The sequence below is a fragment of the Seohaeicola sp. 4SK31 genome (assembly GCF_028802875.1).
Classification (GTDB): domain Bacteria; phylum Pseudomonadota; class Alphaproteobacteria; order Rhodobacterales; family Rhodobacteraceae; genus Seohaeicola.
Genome location: NZ_JARAMP010000042.1, coordinates 1 through 17,895 on the forward strand (window position 1 = coordinate 1; position 17,895 = coordinate 17,895).

At 61.4% G+C, this 17,895-nt stretch carries 16 protein-coding genes; 10 read left to right on the forward strand and 6 right to left on the reverse strand.

Going from position 1 to position 17,895, the window contains the following annotated elements:
• On the forward strand, nt 1-642 hold a 642-nt coding region (locus PVW27_RS20130), incomplete at its 5' end, for a hypothetical protein (RefSeq protein ID WP_274560806.1).
• A gap of 659 nt (nt 643-1,301) precedes the next feature.
• On the opposite strand, the gene PVW27_RS20135 is transcribed toward PVW27_RS20130, so the two are convergent.
• Nucleotides 1,302-2,468: an alpha-hydroxy acid oxidase gene (locus PVW27_RS20135; RefSeq protein WP_274560808.1), complete on the reverse strand. Its 1,167-nt coding sequence runs from the start codon at nt 2,466-2,468 to the stop codon at nt 1,302-1,304.
• A gap of 121 nt (nt 2,469-2,589) precedes the next feature.
• Here PVW27_RS20135 and PVW27_RS20140 point away from each other — a divergent pair, with 121 nt between their 5' ends.
• Nucleotides 2,590-3,030 (forward strand): MaoC family dehydratase, encoded by a 441-nt coding sequence (locus PVW27_RS20140; protein ID WP_274560810.1) that lies wholly within the window; start codon nt 2,590-2,592, stop codon nt 3,028-3,030.
• Between the two features lie 17 nt (nt 3,031-3,047).
• Here PVW27_RS20140 and trpA read toward each other — a convergent pair whose 3' ends face one another.
• Nucleotides 3,048-3,839, reverse strand: coding sequence for a tryptophan synthase subunit alpha (trpA, locus tag PVW27_RS20145; RefSeq protein WP_274560811.1), 792 nt, complete (start codon nt 3,837-3,839; stop codon nt 3,048-3,050).
• 135 nt (nt 3,840-3,974) lie between these two features.
• On the opposite strand from trpA, the gene ychF reads away from it, so the two are divergent.
• Together ychF and PVW27_RS20155 are read left to right on the forward strand one after the other, a co-directional pair.
• Nucleotides 3,975-5,072, forward strand: coding sequence for a redox-regulated ATPase YchF (gene ychF, locus PVW27_RS20150; protein ID WP_274560813.1), 1,098 nt, complete (start codon nt 3,975-3,977; stop codon nt 5,070-5,072).
• A 334-nt stretch (nt 5,073-5,406) separates the two neighbouring features.
• Entirely contained in the window at nt 5,407-7,206 is a 1,800-nt protein-coding gene (locus tag PVW27_RS20155; RefSeq protein WP_274560815.1) for a Hint domain-containing protein, read from the forward strand.
• A gap of 822 nt (nt 7,207-8,028) precedes the next feature.
• Here the strand turns inward: PVW27_RS20155 and PVW27_RS20160 are convergent.
• Genes PVW27_RS20160 through PVW27_RS20175 form a run of 4 tightly spaced genes read right to left on the reverse strand, consistent with a single transcriptional unit; the run spans nt 8,029 to nt 11,783 of the window.
• Entirely contained in the window at nt 8,029-8,955 is a 927-nt protein-coding gene (locus PVW27_RS20160; protein ID WP_274560817.1) for a LysR family transcriptional regulator, read from the reverse strand.
• A gap of 15 nt (nt 8,956-8,970) precedes the next feature.
• Nucleotides 8,971-10,251 (reverse strand): TRAP transporter large permease, encoded by a 1,281-nt coding sequence (locus tag PVW27_RS20165; RefSeq protein ID WP_274560818.1) that lies wholly within the window; start codon nt 10,249-10,251, stop codon nt 8,971-8,973.
• A complete protein-coding gene (locus PVW27_RS20170; RefSeq protein ID WP_274560820.1) occupies nt 10,248-10,766 on the reverse strand; it encodes a TRAP transporter small permease in 519 nt (172 codons plus the stop codon). The genes PVW27_RS20165 and PVW27_RS20170 overlap by 4 nt, the downstream gene beginning before the upstream one ends.
• A 9-nt stretch (nt 10,767-10,775) precedes the next feature.
• Nucleotides 10,776-11,783: a TRAP transporter substrate-binding protein gene (locus PVW27_RS20175; protein WP_274560822.1), complete on the reverse strand. Its 1,008-nt coding sequence runs from the start codon at nt 11,781-11,783 to the stop codon at nt 10,776-10,778.
• A gap of 341 nt (nt 11,784-12,124) precedes the next feature.
• Here PVW27_RS20175 and PVW27_RS20180 point away from each other — a divergent pair, with 341 nt between their 5' ends.
• The 6 genes from PVW27_RS20180 to PVW27_RS20205 all read left to right on the forward strand — a co-directional run bounded on the left by PVW27_RS20180 (nt 12,125) and on the right by PVW27_RS20205 (nt 17,542).
• Nucleotides 12,125-13,003 carry a polysaccharide deacetylase family protein gene (locus PVW27_RS20180; protein ID WP_274560824.1) on the forward strand — a complete coding sequence of 293 codons (879 nt, stop codon included), beginning with the start codon at nt 12,125-12,127 and terminating at the stop codon, nt 13,001-13,003.
• Between the two features lie 56 nt (nt 13,004-13,059).
• Nucleotides 13,060-13,251 carry a hypothetical protein gene (locus PVW27_RS20185; protein WP_274560825.1) on the forward strand — a complete coding sequence of 64 codons (192 nt, stop codon included), beginning with the start codon at nt 13,060-13,062 and terminating at the stop codon, nt 13,249-13,251.
• Nucleotides 13,252-13,464: 213 nt separating this feature from the next.
• Nucleotides 13,465-14,682: an HlyD family efflux transporter periplasmic adaptor subunit gene (locus PVW27_RS20190; protein ID WP_274560828.1), complete on the forward strand. Its 1,218-nt coding sequence runs from the start codon at nt 13,465-13,467 to the stop codon at nt 14,680-14,682.
• Entirely contained in the window at nt 14,679-15,851 is a 1,173-nt protein-coding gene (locus PVW27_RS20195; RefSeq protein WP_274560829.1) for an FtsX-like permease family protein, read from the forward strand. Before PVW27_RS20190 ends, PVW27_RS20195 begins: the two co-directional genes overlap by 4 nt.
• A gap of 11 nt (nt 15,852-15,862) precedes the next feature.
• The gene (locus PVW27_RS20200) at nt 15,863-16,561 is read left to right on the forward strand and encodes an ATP-binding cassette domain-containing protein (RefSeq protein WP_274560830.1); all 699 of its coding nucleotides are present in this window, start codon (nt 15,863-15,865) and stop codon (nt 16,559-16,561) included.
• A 42-nt stretch (nt 16,562-16,603) separates the two neighbouring features.
• Nucleotides 16,604-17,542, forward strand: coding sequence for a DUF3987 domain-containing protein (locus PVW27_RS20205; protein ID WP_274560832.1), 939 nt, complete (start codon nt 16,604-16,606; stop codon nt 17,540-17,542).
• Nucleotides 17,543-17,895 lie beyond the last annotated feature (353 nt).

Sequence of the window (17,895 nt, forward strand, 5' to 3'; positions counted from 1 at the left end):
CGGGAAAACCCCCGATCAGGCCTACTTCAACCAGCCGCGCCCCGAGGCGGTAGCGGCATAACCAAGGCGGAAAACCACTTACGAAACGCCTGGAAACTGTTCAGATCAACCGAACCACCTCTGTTCGATAGGGATAATACGATCGTTGAAATTACAGATACGTCGATCGAGGAGTTTGTTCCTTTTCGAAAAGGCGGGAAGGTTCATTGGGAACACATATTTACCGCAGGTGATAACACGACAAGTGAAGATTATTCCCCGCAATTCGGTGTCACTATTGACGGAGAACCCGTCGAGCCTTCAGTAGAATGCGGGGCTTCCGGCGCACAGATCAAATATTCCTATACGATGGACGGACGAGATCTATACAAGGTCTCAAAGAAATCGGTGCGTCGATGGAATCTTGAGTCTGATCCTCTCATTGTCTTTGTTTCAAGACACATCGTCGAATCGTTGCGACTCGAAATTAACTGTTTGGAAGACAATTTGAGGCCGTTCTTCGAAGAGCATCACCTGCATGACAAGTTCTTCGTCCAGCCGAACGATGCCAAGGATGCGAGACCATCGGACTACGTTACCCGTTGTACGTCACCGATCTTGCCGGGTGACGGATTTACCATAGGATTGATCAAGATTGGCTAGCGCGATCGAAAAGTTTGCTTCTTGGTCCTGTGAGGACTATGTCTGAACCATAGTGAGTTCCACTAAACCTGATGCGAAAGGGGCCGGATATGTTCAAGTCGAAAGAGACGCTCGTTTAAGTTGCTGAAACGCAACAAAAAATCACCCGCACTTGCGGGTTTTTTTGTCGGCTGAAGACAGGCTTGGCCAAGCTCTGCAATGCCCTGGAATTTTCGGGTTTGTATGTGGGGTCAGAGAAGATGATAGATTTTTCGATTTTTCCCGCAAATCAATAAAGCGAGCCGTAGGGTGCGTGCTTGCACGCACCGTTTTCTGATAAGGCGGGCGGCACCATTTTCTGATACGGCGAGCGGCACCATTTTCTGATACGGCGGGCGACTGGTGCGTGCAAGCACGCACCCTACGCCTGCTCTATCTTGCGCGCGTCGCGAATGTCTTCTCTGCAGGGTCGCGCTTTAGCGCCAGAAACTGAAGACGAACGACCGCAAAGGGTCGAAGACGATCGATTGATCGCTGCCAAAGCGGGCAATGGCTTAGGCCGTAATGAGCGCCCCCCCAATCGTTAAAAAGTGCTTAACACGCCCGCGTAACCAATTGAAATCATTCAAAACCCGAAATGTCCCAACGTGGGACACCCCCCGGAGTCCCTTGGCACGCCCTCAGGCTTGCCAGCGGCCCTTAAAGCCTTCGGGGATCAGCAGCACGTCGCGGGTCAGTTCCTCGATCCGCCGCTTTCCACATAGCGCCATCGAGATGTCCAGCTCCTTGTGGATCACCTCCAGCGCCTTTTTCACGCCTTCTTGCCCCATGGCCCCCAGACCATAGACAAAAGCCCGCCCGATATAGGTCCCCTTCGCCCCCATCGCGACCGCCTTGAGCACGTCCTGCCCGGACCGGATACCGCTGTCCAGATGCACCTCGATCTGATCGCCCACCGCGTCCAGGATCGACGGCAGCGCCCGGATCGAGCTGATCGCCCCGTCCAGCTGCCGCCCCCCGTGGTTCGACACGATGATCGCATCCGCCCCCACGCTCAGCGCCATCTTCGCATCCTCGGCGTCCAGGATCCCCTTGAGGATGACCTTCCCGCCCCACTCTTCCTTGATCTTGGCGATCTTGCCCCAGTCCAGCGAGGGATCGAACTGCTCCGCCGTCCAGGCCCCAAGGCTGGAGGCGTCGGAAATCCCCTTCACATGCCCCACGATATTCCCGAAATGCCGCCGCTTCGCCGACAGCATCCCGATCCCCCAGGACCATTTGGTGGCAAGGTTGATCATCGTCGGGATCGTCAGCTTGGGCGGCGCGCTGAGGCCGTTCTTCAGATCCTTGTGCCGCTGCCCCAGAATCTGCAGGTCCAAGGTGATCACCAAGGCCGAACACTTTGCATCCTTGGCCCGCTGGATCAGGCGGCTGACATAGTCGGTGTCCTTCATCGTATAAAGCTGGAACCAGAACGGTTTGCTGGTCGCCCCCGCCACATCCTCGATCGAGTTGATGGACATGGTCGAAAGGGTAAACGGCACCCCGAACCGCTCCGCCGCCCGCGCCGCCTTGATTTCGCCGTCGGCGCATTGCATCCCCGTCAGGCCGACAGGCGCCAAGGCCACGGGCATGGCCACATCCTGCCCGATCATCTGGCTGGCGGTGCTGCGCCCGGTCATGTCCACAGCCACCCGCTGGCGCAGGCGGATCTTGTCGAAATCCGATGTATTCTCGCGGAAGGTCTGTTCCGTCCAGCTGCCGCTTTCGCAGTAATCGTAGAACATCTTGGGCGTCTTGCGCCGGTGGATCCGCTTGAGATCGTCGATATTCGTGATCACGGGCATTCTGGCAGCCTTTCGTGTTTTTGGTTAGCTTTTGTTACCAATCCGCTGACGTGCGGGCAATCACTCATTTGCGCCTCGGATCCGGCGCGATAGACTGCGCAAGAAGGGCAAGGAGGATAGGATGTTCTTTGACGATCTGCCGGTGGGATATCGCTTCGAAACCGCGTCTTGCACCCTGCCGCTGGAGGCGATCACCGCTTTCGCGCAGCAATGGGACCCGCAACCGTTTCATATGGATCAAGAGGCTGCGGCCGCCTCGCCCTATGGGGGGATCATCGCCAGCGGGTTTCACACGCTGCTGACCTCTTTCACGCAGACGCTGGGCGCGAATGTCTGGAACGAGGCGTCCATGGGATCGCCCGGCATGACGGATATCCAATGGCTGCGCCCGGTCAGGCCCGGCGATACATTGCGGACAAGGGCCGAAGTTATGGCCGCGGTCCCGTCAGCATCAAGGCCAGACCGCGGACGCACCACTATCACCTATGAGGTCGAGAACCAGTCGCACGAAGTGGTCATGCGCTACACGGCCATCCATATTCTGCGCCGCAAGACGGGCTGATGTATCAGCACACCCCGTCAGGCGCGATGCGCGCCGTCCGCCAGTGACCGCACGAAGGCCAGCACATCGGCCACGGGGCGACCCTTGGCCAGCTCGGCCACGATGGCGCTGCCCACGACACAGCCATCGGCGACAGAGGCGATGCTCTGCGCGGCTTCAGGCGTCTTGATGCCGAACCCCACGATCAGCGGCAGGTCGGTCTGCGCCTTGATCCGCGTCACCTCGGGGGCGACATCGGCGGCATTGGCCTCGGCCGACCCGGTGATCCCGGTGATCGAGACGTAGTAGACGAAACCGCTGGTATTCTGGAGAACCTTGGGAAGGCGCTTGTCATCGGTCGTGGGGGTCGCCAGCCGGATGAAGTTCAGCCCGGCCCTCTGCGCGGGGATGCACAACTCGTCATCCTCCTCCGGGGGCAGGTCCACCACGATCAGCCCGTCGATGCCGGCAGCCTTGGCATCCACCAGAAAGCGGTCCACGCCGCGATTGAAGATCGGGTTGTAGTAGCCCATCATCACGATCGGGGTCGTGTCATCGGTCTTGCGGAACTCTGCCGCCATATCCAGAGTCTTTTGCAGGGTCTGGCCCGCCTCCAGCGCGCGCTGTCCGGCCAGCTGGATCGTCTCGCCATCGGCCATCGGGTCGGTGAAGGGCAGGCCCATCTCGATGATGTCCACGCCGGCACCCGGCAGACCTTTGATCAGCTCCAGCGAGGTGGCGTAATCCGGGTCACCCGCCATGACATAGGCCACGAAGGCCTTTTTCCCATCGGCCGTGAGGGCGGCGAATTTGGCGTCGATCCGAGTCATGTCTGGCTGTCCTTCCCTGCGGTCGCCCCGATGTGCCGCAAACGCGCGGTAAACTCAATCCTTCATGCGGTCTGTGCCCTTGCCCCGCGCCCCCTGCCGCTTTATGAGCGGCCATCTGAACAAAGGAGGCCGGTGATGGGTTTCAAGATGGGGATCGTGGGGCTGCCGAATGTGGGCAAGTCGACACTGTTCAACGCGCTGACCAGAACGGCCGCCGCGCAGGCCGCCAATTTTCCCTTCTGCACCATCGAGCCAAATGTGGGCGAAGTGGCGGTGCCGGATCACAGGCTGAACCGGCTTGCCAAGATTGCCGGGTCCAAGCAGATCATCCCCACGCGGATGACCTTTGTCGATATCGCCGGTCTGGTGAAGGGCGCGTCCAAGGGCGAAGGGCTGGGCAACCAGTTTCTGGCCAATATCCGCGAATGCGATGCCATCGCCCATGTGCTGCGCTGTTTCGAGGATGACGACATCACCCATGTCGAGGGTCGCGTTGACCCCGTATCGGACGCCGAGACCATCGAGATGGAGCTGATGCTGGCCGATATGGAAAGCATCGAAAAGCGCCTGCAAGGTTTGGTCCGCAAGATCAAGGGCGGCGACAAGGACGCGGTGCAGCAGGACACGCTGCTGCGCAAGGCGCTGGCTGCGTTGGAGGCGGGACAGCCCGCCCGCACCGTCAAGGTCGATGCCGAGGATGCGAAAGCATGGCGTATGCTGCAACTGTTGACCACGAAACCCGTGCTCTATGTCTGCAACGTGGCCGAGGAAGACGCAGGCACGGGTAATGCCCTATCCGCGAAAGTCGCCGAAATGGCGGCTGCCCAGGGCAATTCCCATGTGGTGATTTCCGCCCGGATCGAGGAAGAGATCAGCCAGCTTGATGACGAGGAAGCCCAGATGTTCCTGTCCGAGATGGGGCTGGAGGAGCCGGGTCTGGACCGCCTGATTCGCGCGGGCTACGCCCTGCTGCATCTGGAAACCTATTTCACCGTCGGCCCCAAGGAAGCCCGCGCCTGGACGATCCGTCAGGGCACCGCGGCCCCGCAGGCCGCAGGCGTCATCCACGGCGATTTCGAACGCGGCTTCATCCGTGCGGAAACCATCGCCTACGATGATTTCGTCAGCTTGGGCGGTGAACAACCCGCCAAGGAAGCGGGCAAGATGCGGTCCGAAGGCAAAAGCTACATCGTCAAGGATGGCGATGTGCTGCATTTCCTGTTCAACACCTGACGCCGGGGTCGGGCGGCTTATCGTCCGATCCGGTGCGGCATGGCCCTGCGCGGCAGCGCTGTTCTGCCTGCGTGGGCGCCTGACAAGCGCGTTCACCTGACGGTCACCGTTGCGCGTGACCTTCCTGTGACCCGATGGGCATAGGCGCAGTCCTGCCTTGGAATTGGGCACCAAGACCAGAACTTGCTTTCTTTCCGCCAGATTTCGATCTGCAATTTAGCCACAATGCATATCCACATTAACGTTAACTGCTCAGCGGAGTGTTTGATTTTCAGGATGTTGCCTGAAAGTTGTCCGCGAGCATGTGTGGTAAATAGTAAATGCGGACCAGTTCATGCCAATTACACTCGTTTCAACAAGTAACCAGGCCCCTTTGGATGGCGAAGGTCTTGTCGCATATGACGCTGGCCTCAATAACTGGGTCATCGCCTCGACCCTTACGGGCTACCGCGTTCTTAATATCACCAGCGACGGGACGACCTATACCACGTCAGTGGTGTCCAATTACAATTTCGGGACATCATATGATGGTATTTCTCTCGGCGGTCTGAACACAAACTATGACCGCGATCTGAAGATCATCGAAATAAATGGTGAACCGCTATTTTTCGACCTGAATGACACGCATCTGAACGTCTTTTCTTTGGATGTCGCCACAGGTGATTTGGAACTCAGAAGCTCCACCCAGATCAACGTAAATGCGGCCAGCGCGGGCGATAACTACAACGTCTCGGTTCAGCCTTCGGATGATGGCACGTCCATTCGCTTGATCTGGGAAGAATGGGACGCTGGAGACACCCAGACAATCCTGTTGAGCGGCGATGGCGCGACGGTTCTGGAGCCGAAGACAACCTTATATGACGGCAACTATGTCTGGGCAGGGGATCTGGTTTCGGTCGATGACGGAGCTGGCGGAACCACCTATTTCCACGTGGGCCATCAGTGGGGTTACGATAATTTCTACGTGACCGAAGTTCCGACCGATGGGTCGGCGCCAAGTGCGACCACGCCGCAAACTGTGGCTGGCGGTGCGTATTACCCATATGAAATGATGTCCGTCCGGATGCCCCAGGCGTCCGGCCCTGATCGCACGTTCCTCTATGTCTCGAACAACGGGTCTCTCGCGACATATGAGATTGATGCCTCGGGAAATATTGTTTTCCTGGCAAACCAGACGGTCCCCGGCGTGACGGAATATTCGGTCAGCGGGGATTTGTACGTTGATGGCATCGGCACGCAATACGGCACCTTCACGGGGGGCGTGGTTGTGTCTTTCAACGCGGATGGAACCATCAACGTTGAAGCGACCGGCACGATTCCGGATACAGAGGCCGACAACCTTGTCATCAATGGCACGCTTCACGTTATCTCAAACCAGAGTGGTCGGCTGCGCATATACGACACTGGTATTATCGCTGTTGATCCGCCGCCCATTTGTTTTGTCTCTGGAACCCAGATCGTCACCAGCCGTGGCCGGATCAACATCGAAAACCTGCGCGTCGGGGATCTGGTCTTGACGATGGATTCCGGCTTTCAGCCCATTCGCTGGATGGGATCACGCAAACTGGATGCTATTGATTTGCGCGTCCACGCCAAATTCCGTCCTATTCGCATTCGGGCCGGCGCATTGGGCGATGGGCTTCCGGATCAGGACCTGCTCGTTTCCCCGCAGCATCGCATTCTGGTGCGGTCCAAAATCGCGCTGAATATGTTCGGTCGCGAAGAAGTTCTGGCCGCTGCAAAACAACTTCTGCTGATCGAAGGTATCGAGGTGGCGGAAGATGTGTCCGACGTGGAATACTGGCATATTCTTTTCGAGAAGCACGAGATCGTATGGGCAAATGGAGCCCCCAGTGAATCCTTATACACCGGAAACGAGGCCCTTAAATCCGTCAGTCCTGCGGCCCGAGAAGAAATCTTCTCGATTTTCCCGGAATTGCGCAAGCCTATCCCGGAAAACAGGCCAGAAGGTGCGAGGCTGCTGATTACAGGGCGACAGGCGCGCAAGCTTTCCCAGCGACACGCCATCAAGAACCGCAGTCTTTTGGAACTCCCGCGACGTTCTGCACACCCTTTGCCACAGGTGGAAAGGTGTTTTGACGCCACCAAGGCGCCACGTCTGGGAAATGCCTAGAAGGCCGCGCCCCGAAAACAACTTGACCCGCCGCATGGCTCTGCGCCGGGCGTTGGAGACGTCGCCCATCTCTGGCCAGCGGTGCGCAAATCAAAAGGTCGGCGCCGCCATCCGCAACCCGCGGTGTCCATCACTGTGCGCGTGAACGCGATCCGGACGCATGCTGAAGCAAGGCAGAAGTGCTGTTCGCCTGTCGCGAAGACGAACGGTGCGGCCTGACCGGGATCATACCGACTCTGATGATGATCCGCTCGTTTGTGATCCTGTTGGCGACCGAGAACGCCACGCAGGGTCGAATAGGTGCTATCAACCATCTTCTGATGTGTAGAACACGATCTGTTCAAAGACGGTGTTTTGGTCAGTCCGGCCAAGGACCTCCATCAGGCATCACCAGAATGGGCACAGATCATTCCAATCAAAGCGTCACGCATTGCATGGCACCAGCTCTGTGGACCGCCGCATTCCTCCTGCAATGATCCGGTGGTTTACCCCGGACAAGACGGGGCAGCACATCTGCACATGTTTTCGGTAACACGGATATGCAGGCGTTGTTTGCCGACGACATTCATCCCAATCAGATTGGCCGCTGCGGGTTGTCGTGTCTCGCGCTGACTTGCATGTATCAAACCGATCTGCGGCCCCTGCGCCTTCTGCACGTCCAAGCCGCCCATTCTCCGCAGTTGAGAGAGTATTTCACGACGATCGCATGGGACATTGCGACAATGGACGACCCTTTGCCGAACAGGTCGCCCGACGACAAGATCAGACAGAGGACAAGGCGCCGGTTCAACACGGCCCCGCCATTTGATCATGTGGTGCAGGTCACTGTTGTGAAGCGCCACTGTCGATGTCCTGAAAGATCTCGGACACGGTCTTGCGCAGCCACCTTTGACCCGGCTCCCGCTCGGTCCGCAGATCCCAACACAGGTCGAAAGAGAACACGACCTCCTCCAGTGGCAGCGGGGCGGATTTCAGGCGCTTCAGGCGCGGATCAAGATTCAGAAGGCGCGACGGGGCAATGGCGATCAGGTCGGAACTGGCCACGATATCGGGAATGTCGAACCAGCTGGAGACCGTCATCGCCATATGCCGCTTCAACCCGCGTGCTGTCAGAGCATCGTCAATGACCGTGGTGCCGGTTGCGGATTGCGACAGTTTCACATGGGGCAGCGCCGCGTAAAGCGCGGCCGTCATGGGCTGATCCGCTTCGGGATGATCCGGGCGCATCAGCACGACGATATCATCGGCGATCAGCCTTTGACTGCGGACCATCTCGGGTTTCAGCCGTCCGGGTGTCAGGCGGATCTGCAGATCGACGCGGTCCCAGACACTGACGGGCGAGACCGAGAATGGCAGGATATCGACCGAAATCCCCGGCGCCTCATGCTGGAGGCGTTCGGCCAGACGCGGCAGCAGGAACCCCGAGACATAATCCGCCACCTGCATCGTGAAGACGCGTTTCACGTCGGAGGGGATGAACTGATGCTGGAGCGAGATGGCCGAGGACAGAAAGCCAAGCCCGCGTTCGATATCGGTGCTGAGCTCAACCGCCCGCTCGGTGGGTTCGACACCATTCGCGGTGCGATGGAACAGCTGATCGTTCAGCATGACCCGCAGACGCGCCAGCGCATGGCTGACGGCAGAGGGCGACAGCCCCACCTCTTCGGCCGCCCCCGCGATGGAGCCGCGCGCCATGATGGCGCGAAAGATCACCAGCAGGTTCAGATCGAAGTTACGCAGATTGACCATTCCTTTACCCTTTCACTATCGCAACAGTTGAACGACGCTCAGCGTCACCGCCGGCACGAACGCCACCAGTAGCAGGACAAGGATCATCACGCCCAGCATGGGCATCAGGGGGCGCGCGATCTTTCCGATGCTCAAGCCGCTGATGGCCGCCCCTACGAAGATGGTATAGCCGAAGGGTGGGGTCGCCATGCCGATGGTGAAGTTGATCGCCACCATCGCGCCGAACTGCACCGGGTCCATCCCCAGTTGCGCGCCGATGGGCACCAGAAACGAGGCAAGGATGATCATTGCCGCCAGATTGTCCATCACGCAGCCGATCACCAGCAGCAGCAGGTTGATCACCAGCAGGTAAAGCACGGGACGGTCGGAAAAGCCTTCCAGCGCGCCGGTCACCTGCATCGGGATGCGTTCAAAGGCGATCATCCAGCCAAAGCCATTGGCCAGCGCGATGATGAACATCACCATCGTCATGGTCTTGAGGGAATTGCGCGTGACCGGAACGATCGTCCTGAAGGTCAACTCGCGGTAAACCCCAAAGCCCAGGATCAGGGCAAAGACGGTGGCGACGATGGCCGCCTCGGTCGGGGTGACGATCCCGCCATAGATGCCACCCAGCACCACGATCGGCCCCGTCAGCGCCCATTTGGCCGCGTTGAAGGCCTGCCAGACCTCGGCACGGGTGGCCTTGGGCTGGGTGGGGATCTTGTTGTGGCGGGCGTGGTTCCAGCACAGCACCATCAGACCCAGCGCCAGCAGAAGCCCCGGCACGATGCCCGCAAGGAAAAGCTGGCTGATCGAGGTTTCGGACATCACACCCCAGACAACCATCGGGATCGACGGGGGCAACATCGGCCCGATGATCCCGCCCGCCACCGCCAAAGCCGTGGCAAAGGCGCGGGAATAGCCGCGTTTCTCCATCTCGGGGATCATGATCGACCCGATGGCCGCGGTTGTGGCAGGGGCAGAGCCGGATAGCGCGGCGAAAAACGCCGCCGCCAGAACAGCAACCATGCCAAGCCCGCCGGTCCGGTGGCGCACCAGAACATCGGCAAAGCCCACAAGCCGCCGCGAAATGCCGCCCGCCGTCATCAGATCACCCGCAAGGATGAAGAACGGAATCGCCAGCAGGCTGAAGGATTGCGTGCCCGACACCATCCGCTGCGCGAAGATCATCGTGTCGATATCCGCCATCCACAGGGCGGCAATGGTCGACAGGCCAAGCGCAAAGGCCAGCGGGACGCGCAGCAGGATCATCAGCGGCAGGCCGATGGTCAGGACAAGGACAGTGGGGCTCATGCCGCACCTGCCGCGGTGTCGGTGCTCTCCGGTTGGGCCGGTTCAAAAAGGCGGGCCGCCGCATGCAGGATCAGCAACCCGCCGCAGACCGGCACACACAGATATAGCGCCTCGATCGGGATCTGTAGCGCTGCCGAGCGCTGCCCGGCGGTGCGCTGCACATAATTGGCCCCCGCCGTCAGGGTCACCAGCCCGAAGCCGATGATCAGCAGCGCGGCGATCCGGTCCGAGGCCGCGCGCAGCACGGCCCAACGTGCGGGGATCGTTTCGATCATGACGTGAAAGCCCTCGCGCACGCCTTCGGTCGCATAGAGCAGCACCAGCCATGCAAACAGAATGATCGCCAGTTCCTCGGTCCAGCTGGGCGGCGCGCCAAGGAAATAGCGCATGACCACCTGCGTCACGAGAAGGCCGAGGATAAAGTAGATGATCATCACGCACAGATGTGCCACAAGCCGCCCCGTAAGACGGCTTGTGGTCGACAGGACCCGTGACAGCGTGGTCAGGATTGGCATCCGGCGGCCTTACTGATCCGACACGGCGGCAAGCGCGCGGTCCAGCAGGTCCTTGCCGATGGTGCTTTCGAACTGCTCATAGACCGGGGCGACCTTGGCGCGGAAGGCGCCCACATCCTCGATGTCGTTGATCTCCATCCCGGCGGCGGTCAGGGCCTCTACCACGTCACGCTCGCCTTCGGCCACGGCAACACGCTGCGCGGCAATCGCGGCCTCGCCCGCATCAAGCACGGCTTGCTGCACATCCTCGGGCAGGCTGTCGAAACTCCGCTTGGACATCAGCAGATGGATCGCGGAATAGGTATGGCGCGTGAAGCTAAGGTATTTGGCGACTTCCGCAAAGTTGTTGGAATTGACGACCGAAGCCGGGATTTCCAACCCGTCGACCGTGCCTTGCTGCATGGCGGTGAACACCTCGCCCCAGGCCATCGGAACCGGACTTCCGCCAAGGGACGAGAACATCTCGATGAAGACCGGGTTCTGCATGGTGCGGTATTTGACGCCGGTCACATCCTCGGGTGTCCGCACGGGGCGGGTGTTGTTGATCATGTTGCGAAATCCGCCCTCGGCCGCACCCAGCGAGACGATACCATCATCGGCAAGGTTGGCCGCAAGGTCCTGACCGACCGGGCCGTCCAGCACATCATGCGCCTGGGTCGCGTTGCCGAACAGGAAGGGCAGGTCAAGCAGTTGGTAGGTCGGTTCAAGATTGGCCACGACCGCGTTGGTGATGATGCCCATGTCGATCGTGCCGAACTGCAAGCCTTCCAGAATTTCCTTGTCGTCGCCAAGCTGGCGGTTGGGGAAGAGGGCGACTTCGACCCGGCCGGGCAGCGCGGCCTCGATCTCTGTCTTGAAGGCATGCGCCGTGATCGCATAGGGATCAGAGGGGCTGTCGGCGGTCAGCCATGCCAGTTTCAACTCGATCTCGGCTGCATACGCGGACGTGACCGCCACGCCTTGCGCCGCGACAGCCACGGCTGCGCCTGTCAGGCTTGCCACCAGTATATTCTTCATGTCGGTATCCTCCCTTGGATCGTGAACCACGCCGGCTTGTCCTTGCGTCGGTATCCGGGCCGTCCCGACCTGCCCCTTGCAAGGCTGCTTTGCCGGATCAATCGGACCGTCCCGATCAGCGTAGTCGAGGACTTGAGCATTAAGAAAGTGCATACTTAGCAGCACATCATGCACAGAATTCAGCTTATGTCCTGCATGGGATGCAGCATCGCCTGAAAAGAATGAAATTCTATCAGGGGCGACACCAGCTTAACCTGCACAGGGGCAGGCTTCGGCCAGACCAGCGGGACGCGTCCTCATCGGGCGGCAGAACCGCTTCACAGAAAGGACACCGAGGAACGATGACGACACCCCGCACTTACCCCGAGATCGTTCGTTCCCCCGCTGACCTGTGCTGGCCGGACGGACGCAGGATCGCCGTCGTGTTCAACATCGCCTATGAAATGTGGACGCCCGATGCCACCTCTGGCGTGGGGCCGATGGGGAATGTGCTGGCGAATGGCATCTTCGATCCGAATGCCGAATCCTATGGCCGCTACAACGCGACGGTGGGCACGCAGCGCCTGATGCGGATCATGGAGCGTCATGGGATTTCCGCCAATGTGATGACCTCAGGCATGGTCGCCGCGCATGACCCGGACCAGCTTGGGCAATACGCGGCGGCCGGGCACGAGATTGTCGGGCATGGCTACGCGCAGAACCTGCTCTGCCCGACCCTGTCCCCCGCGCAGGACGACAGCTTGATCCGGGACAGTTCCGACCTGATCGCAAAAGCGACCGGCGCACGCCCGACCGGATGGATCAGCCCGCGCGTCACATCGGGCCCGGACACGCAGCGCCGTCTGGTGCAGCATGGCTATGCCTGGCACGGCGATGTGCTGGACGACGATCTGCCCTATCTGCAACGATTCCCGGAAGGCGAGATTGTCGCCGTGCCGATGACCATCGACTTCAACGATCTGCCCCATGCCATGCGCTTTGGCCGAACCCCGCGCCAGTTCGTGGACATGTTCTTCGAGGCGCTCGATGCGATCGTCGCCCAGCCCGCCGAAACGGTCATTCTGGATATCTTCGCACATGGGCATTGCTACGGGCGCCCCGCCGCCGCTTGGGCGATTGACGAGATGGCAAGGCGATGCGCCGCGCGTGACGATCTCTGGATCACCACACGTGGCGCCATCGCCAGTCACTTCCGCGCCGCAATGCCAAGCGGGGCATGATCCCACGGCACAGCCCGCAGCAACCAGCTGTCTCATGCAGGCTCTGTCAGCGCCGGATGCCCGTCCGCGCGCCATTCGGGCAAACCGCCATCAAGCCGCCGCGCCCCGTGGACCGCGTGCTGCGCCTGCACGTGACACCACTTCTGGCGCAGGATGCCGCCATTGAAGCGATGCAGGAAGACATGATGTTCTCGGAGTATGCGTCCCTCTTCACTGGCTGGCAAAAGGATGCGGCCCACAAATCCTGATCCTGACCCGCGCCACCCTGAGAACCCGGCGTGCTGCTCTGGGCATGGCCGGGGTCTGGCGCCTGTTTTCGGCGCTTGACACATGTCAATGACCCGCTGGCCGACAGCGGGTAGGGGTTGCCCTACCAGGCCGATCGCACTGCGCGGCGGATCCTGCCGCAAGGGGCGGGCACCAAGGTGCCAGCCTGTCCCGCAAGGTCAAGGAGGACGGGCATGACCCTGAAGGACGACCCCACACTGCCCATCGACTTGCAGATTGACGATACTGCGGTTCAGAAGCGTCGCCATTTCCGCAAGCGCTATCTGCTGGTGCTGCTGATCCCCGTGTTCATGTTCTCGGGCGCGGTGATCGGCATGTATTTTCAGCCCCCCGGCCTGCAGGGCTTTTACGCGCTGACGGGCCTGCAACCGGGCGGTGGCACGACAAGCCCGATCGCCCTGCCGCCTGAAATCGAAATGCCCTCACAATTGGCCGAAACCCTTTTGCCGTCGGATGTCGTGGGGTTGGCCCGCCTCATGCCGCGTGGCGATGTGGCCGTGGTGGCCGCCCCCTATGGTGCGGGCGATGCGCGGGTGGCCGAGATCCTTGTCTCCATCGGCGACAGGGTCGCGCGTGGCGATACGCTGGCGCGGCTGGACAACCGTCAGGCGCTGGACGGCGCGGTTCTTCAGGCCGAAGCGAATCTGGCTGTGCGGGAAGCGACGCTGATGCAGACCCGTGCCTCGATCGAGGCCAGCCGCGCCGAGGCGCAGGCCACGCTGGATCAGGCCCGCGCCAGCGCCACCGAGGCGGCTGCAAGCCTTGCGCGGACAGCGGAACTGGCCGCGCGCGGCGTGGCGACAACGGCGACGCTGGACGCGGCGCAATCCCGCGCGACCGAGGCCGCCCAGGCCGTGGCGCGGGCCGAGGCGACACTGGCGCGCTTTGCCGCACTGGCCATCGACGCGCAGCCCGATGTCGTTGTCGCGAACCGCAATGTGGACGCGGCCAAGGCCGAACTCGCCCGCGCGCGGATGGATCTTGGCCGCGCCGAGGTGCGCGCGCCCATCGCCGGCACCATTCTGGATATCCACGTGACCCCGGGCCAGCGCCCGCCCGCCCAAGGGATCATGGAGATGGGCGACACGGGCCAGATGATGGCCGAGGTCGAGATCTGGCAGGACCGCATCAGCGCCGTGGGGCCCGGCCAACCGGTCGAGATCGTGGCCGATGCGCTGGGGCAGACCCTCTCTGGCAAGGTGGCCCGGATCGGCCTGACCGTCGGGCGGCAGGGCCTCATCTCGGATGATGCGGCGGCCAATTCGGACGCACGCGTGATCCGCATCCTGGTCGCCCTGGATGCCGCCTCCTCGGTCGTCGCGGCGCGTTTCACCAATCTCGAAGCGGTGGCGCGGATCGACACCGGGGCCGCCGCGCGGGCGGCGCAATGACCCGCCTGTTGCAACGCCTGTTGGGACGGCTGCCCATCGGCTGGCTGCAACTGACGCACAAGCGCGGACGCTTCGCGGCGGCCTTGTCGGGCGTCGCCTTCGCCAATGTGCTGGTCTTCGTGCAGCTTGGCCTGATGAACGCCATGGGGGCCGCGACGCTGAAACCTTATGGGTTCTTTCAGGCCGATATCATGATCTCGGCCAGCGATGCGAATGCCCTGTCCGATGGCGGCAATGTCGCGCGCCAATGGATGCTGCAGGCGCTGGCCGACCCCGATGTGGTCGAAGGCATGGGGCTCTTCGTGGGTAATGTGCCATGGGACAGGGGCGACAGGGACATCACCTTCACCACCTTCGGAATCGATCCGGCCCGGCCCGCGTTCGTGGCCCCCGGCGTGATCGAGGATCTTCACCTGCTGCAAGTGCAGGGTGCGGCCATCCTCGACCGCTTGGCCCGTGGCCTGCCGCGCGAGGAGGCCGCGGCGATCCGGTCGCAGACCCCGCGCAGCTTCGAAACCCAGGGCCGCACCCTGACCGCCATCGGCACATTCGCAGGCGGCGGCGGCTTTGGCGGGGACGGGTTCATGATGCTGTCCGACCAGACGTTCCTGTCGCTTTTCCCCGCGCGCAGTTCGGCGGCACCCGATCACATCCTGTTACGCCTGCGCCCCGGCGCGGATGTGGCAGCCACGATCACGCGGCTGCGCGGCCTGATCTCGGACAAGAGCCTGCGCATCCGCAGCTATGCCGACGCCGGGGCCGAGGATCTGCGCTATCAGCAGACACAGCGTCCGACCGGCGTGATCTTCGGCTTTGGTGTGCTGATCGGGGTGCTGGTAGGGCTTGTGATCGTCTATCAGGTGCTCTCCGCCGATGTGGCCGATCACTTGCGCGAATACGCGACCTTCAAGGCGATGGGCTATGGCCCGCGTTTCTTCCTTGGCATCGTGACCGAAGAGGCGCTGGTTCTGGGCGTGCTTGGCTTTCTGCCGGGGCTTGTCATCGGCACGGCAATCCTGACGCTGATGGCAGCGGTCACGACCCTGCCGCTGACGATGACTGCCGGTATGGCCGTTACGGTTTTCATGGGCACGGTCGTCTTCTCGACCCTGTCGGGGATCATCGCCACGCGGCGGCTGGCGGCGGCTGACCCCGCCGACCTGTTCTGAGGACGCGAAACATGACAGCCGAAGATCCCATCGTCACGGTGCGCGCCCTCAACCACTGGTTCGGCAGCGGTGATGCCCGCAAACAGGCGTTGGAAAACATCACGCTCCAACTGCCGCGCGGCAGTTTCACCGTCCTGATGGGCCCATCCGGGTCCGGCAAGACAACCCTGCTGACCCTGATCGGCTGTCTGCGGTCGGTGCAGGACGGTTCGGTCCGCCTGCTGGGACATGAACTGAACGGCGCGGATGACCATGCCCTGACACGTCTGCGCCAGCGTCTGGGCTTCATCTTTCAGGCACATAACCTGCATGAAAGCCTGACCGCGTTGCAGAATGTCATGATGGGCGTGCAGGTGCGCCCCGGCGTGTCCGATGCGCTGGCCAGTCAGGCCGCAGCGCGGGCGCTTGGGCTGGTCGGCCTGTCGGACCGGATGGATTACCTGCCCGCGAACCTGTCGGGCGGGCAGAAGCAGCGTGTGGCAGTGGCCCGCGCGCTGGCGGGCAACCCGGCGCTGGTGCTGGCGGACGAGCCGACCGCCGCGCTGGACAAGGACAGCGCCGCCGATGTGGTGGACCTGTTGAAACGGCTTGGCACGGAACGCGGCACCACAACGCTGCTGGTCACCCATGACACCCGCATCCTTGACCGCGCCGACCGCATCCTGACGCTGGAGGATGGGCGCATCGTATCGGTCGCCGGCACGGGCTGACCTCCAGACGGGGCTTGGCTGTCGGCGGGGCGCAACAGACCAATGGCACTGCGCGAACCCTCCCCCATCCGCGCCCTGAAAACGGACGCGCCGAACAATCCTGCCCACGCGCCCTCGACTGATGCTCCACACCAGATCAGGCATGATGCGCAGAGATGGCACCGCAACCCGATCCGGCGCACCCGCTCGGGCGACGGGCACGCGACGCTATACGGGCGGCGGCTGGCGGTGCATCTGATGGTGCAACCCGGCGTGGCACGCGGCTTCATGGCTGACCCTATGGCCGCTGACACGGGCTTTCTGCCCCGCTTCCTAATGTGCGAACCGCCCAGCGCTATCGGAACGCGGATGCAAGCCAATGCGAAGAACGATGATGCGGCGCTGGCAAGCTTTGGGAACCGGCTGCGCGACATTCTGGAAACGCCTTTGCCGATGGATCCCGAAACCCGCGAACTGCAACCGCGCATCCTGGACCTTTCGCCCGGTGCACGGGCGCTTCTAGTCGGACTTTCCGACGCATTGGAAGTGGCACAAGCCCCCGGTGGTGACTTGACCCATATCTCGGGCACGGCTTCCAAGGTGGCGGAACAGGCGGCGCGCATCGCTGGCGTGCTGACCCTCTGGCGCGACCTTCACGCCCGAGACGTGCAACTGGGCGACATGGCCGACGCAATCGTCTTGGCGCAATACTACCTGTCCGAAGCTTCACGGCTTTCTAACGCTGCGACCGTATCGGCTGAAATCGACCGGGCCGAAACCTTGCGGCGCTGGCTTCTGGAAAGCTGGGCGGAACCTAATGTGCAGACCCGCGACGTAGTGCGACTCGGGCCAAACCCGCTGCGCGAAAGCCCAAAGGCAAGGGCCGCGCTGGGCATCCTAGAACAGCACGGTTGGCTTGTGCGTCATGAAGCCGGGACAGTAGTGCGCGGGGCCGCGCGCAAAGAAGCATGGCGGATTGTGAAGGGGGCGGGCGATTATTGAACTAGGAGTGGACGTCAAAGAAACTCATAACCCGGCTCAAGTCATCATCCTTAATATTTGTGTAATATGCATCTACATCAATTTGATGAACTTTGGTGAGGCCTAGTTCGCTACAGGCAGTAGATATTTCTAATTCATGTTGAGGATAGCACTCGACTTGCAAAAAGACGTCGCAGCGCGATATTGTATCCTTCATCCCACGCAAAACCTTTGCCTCATGCCCCTCAACAGGCTCTGTTGCACAAATCCTGTGAGGGATTCATCTCGTGAATCCAGCGTGGTAGCTGGGATGCATGAGCAGACACATACCCCCGACCTACAAGACCACGAACTGGCCAGCCTACAATGAAGCG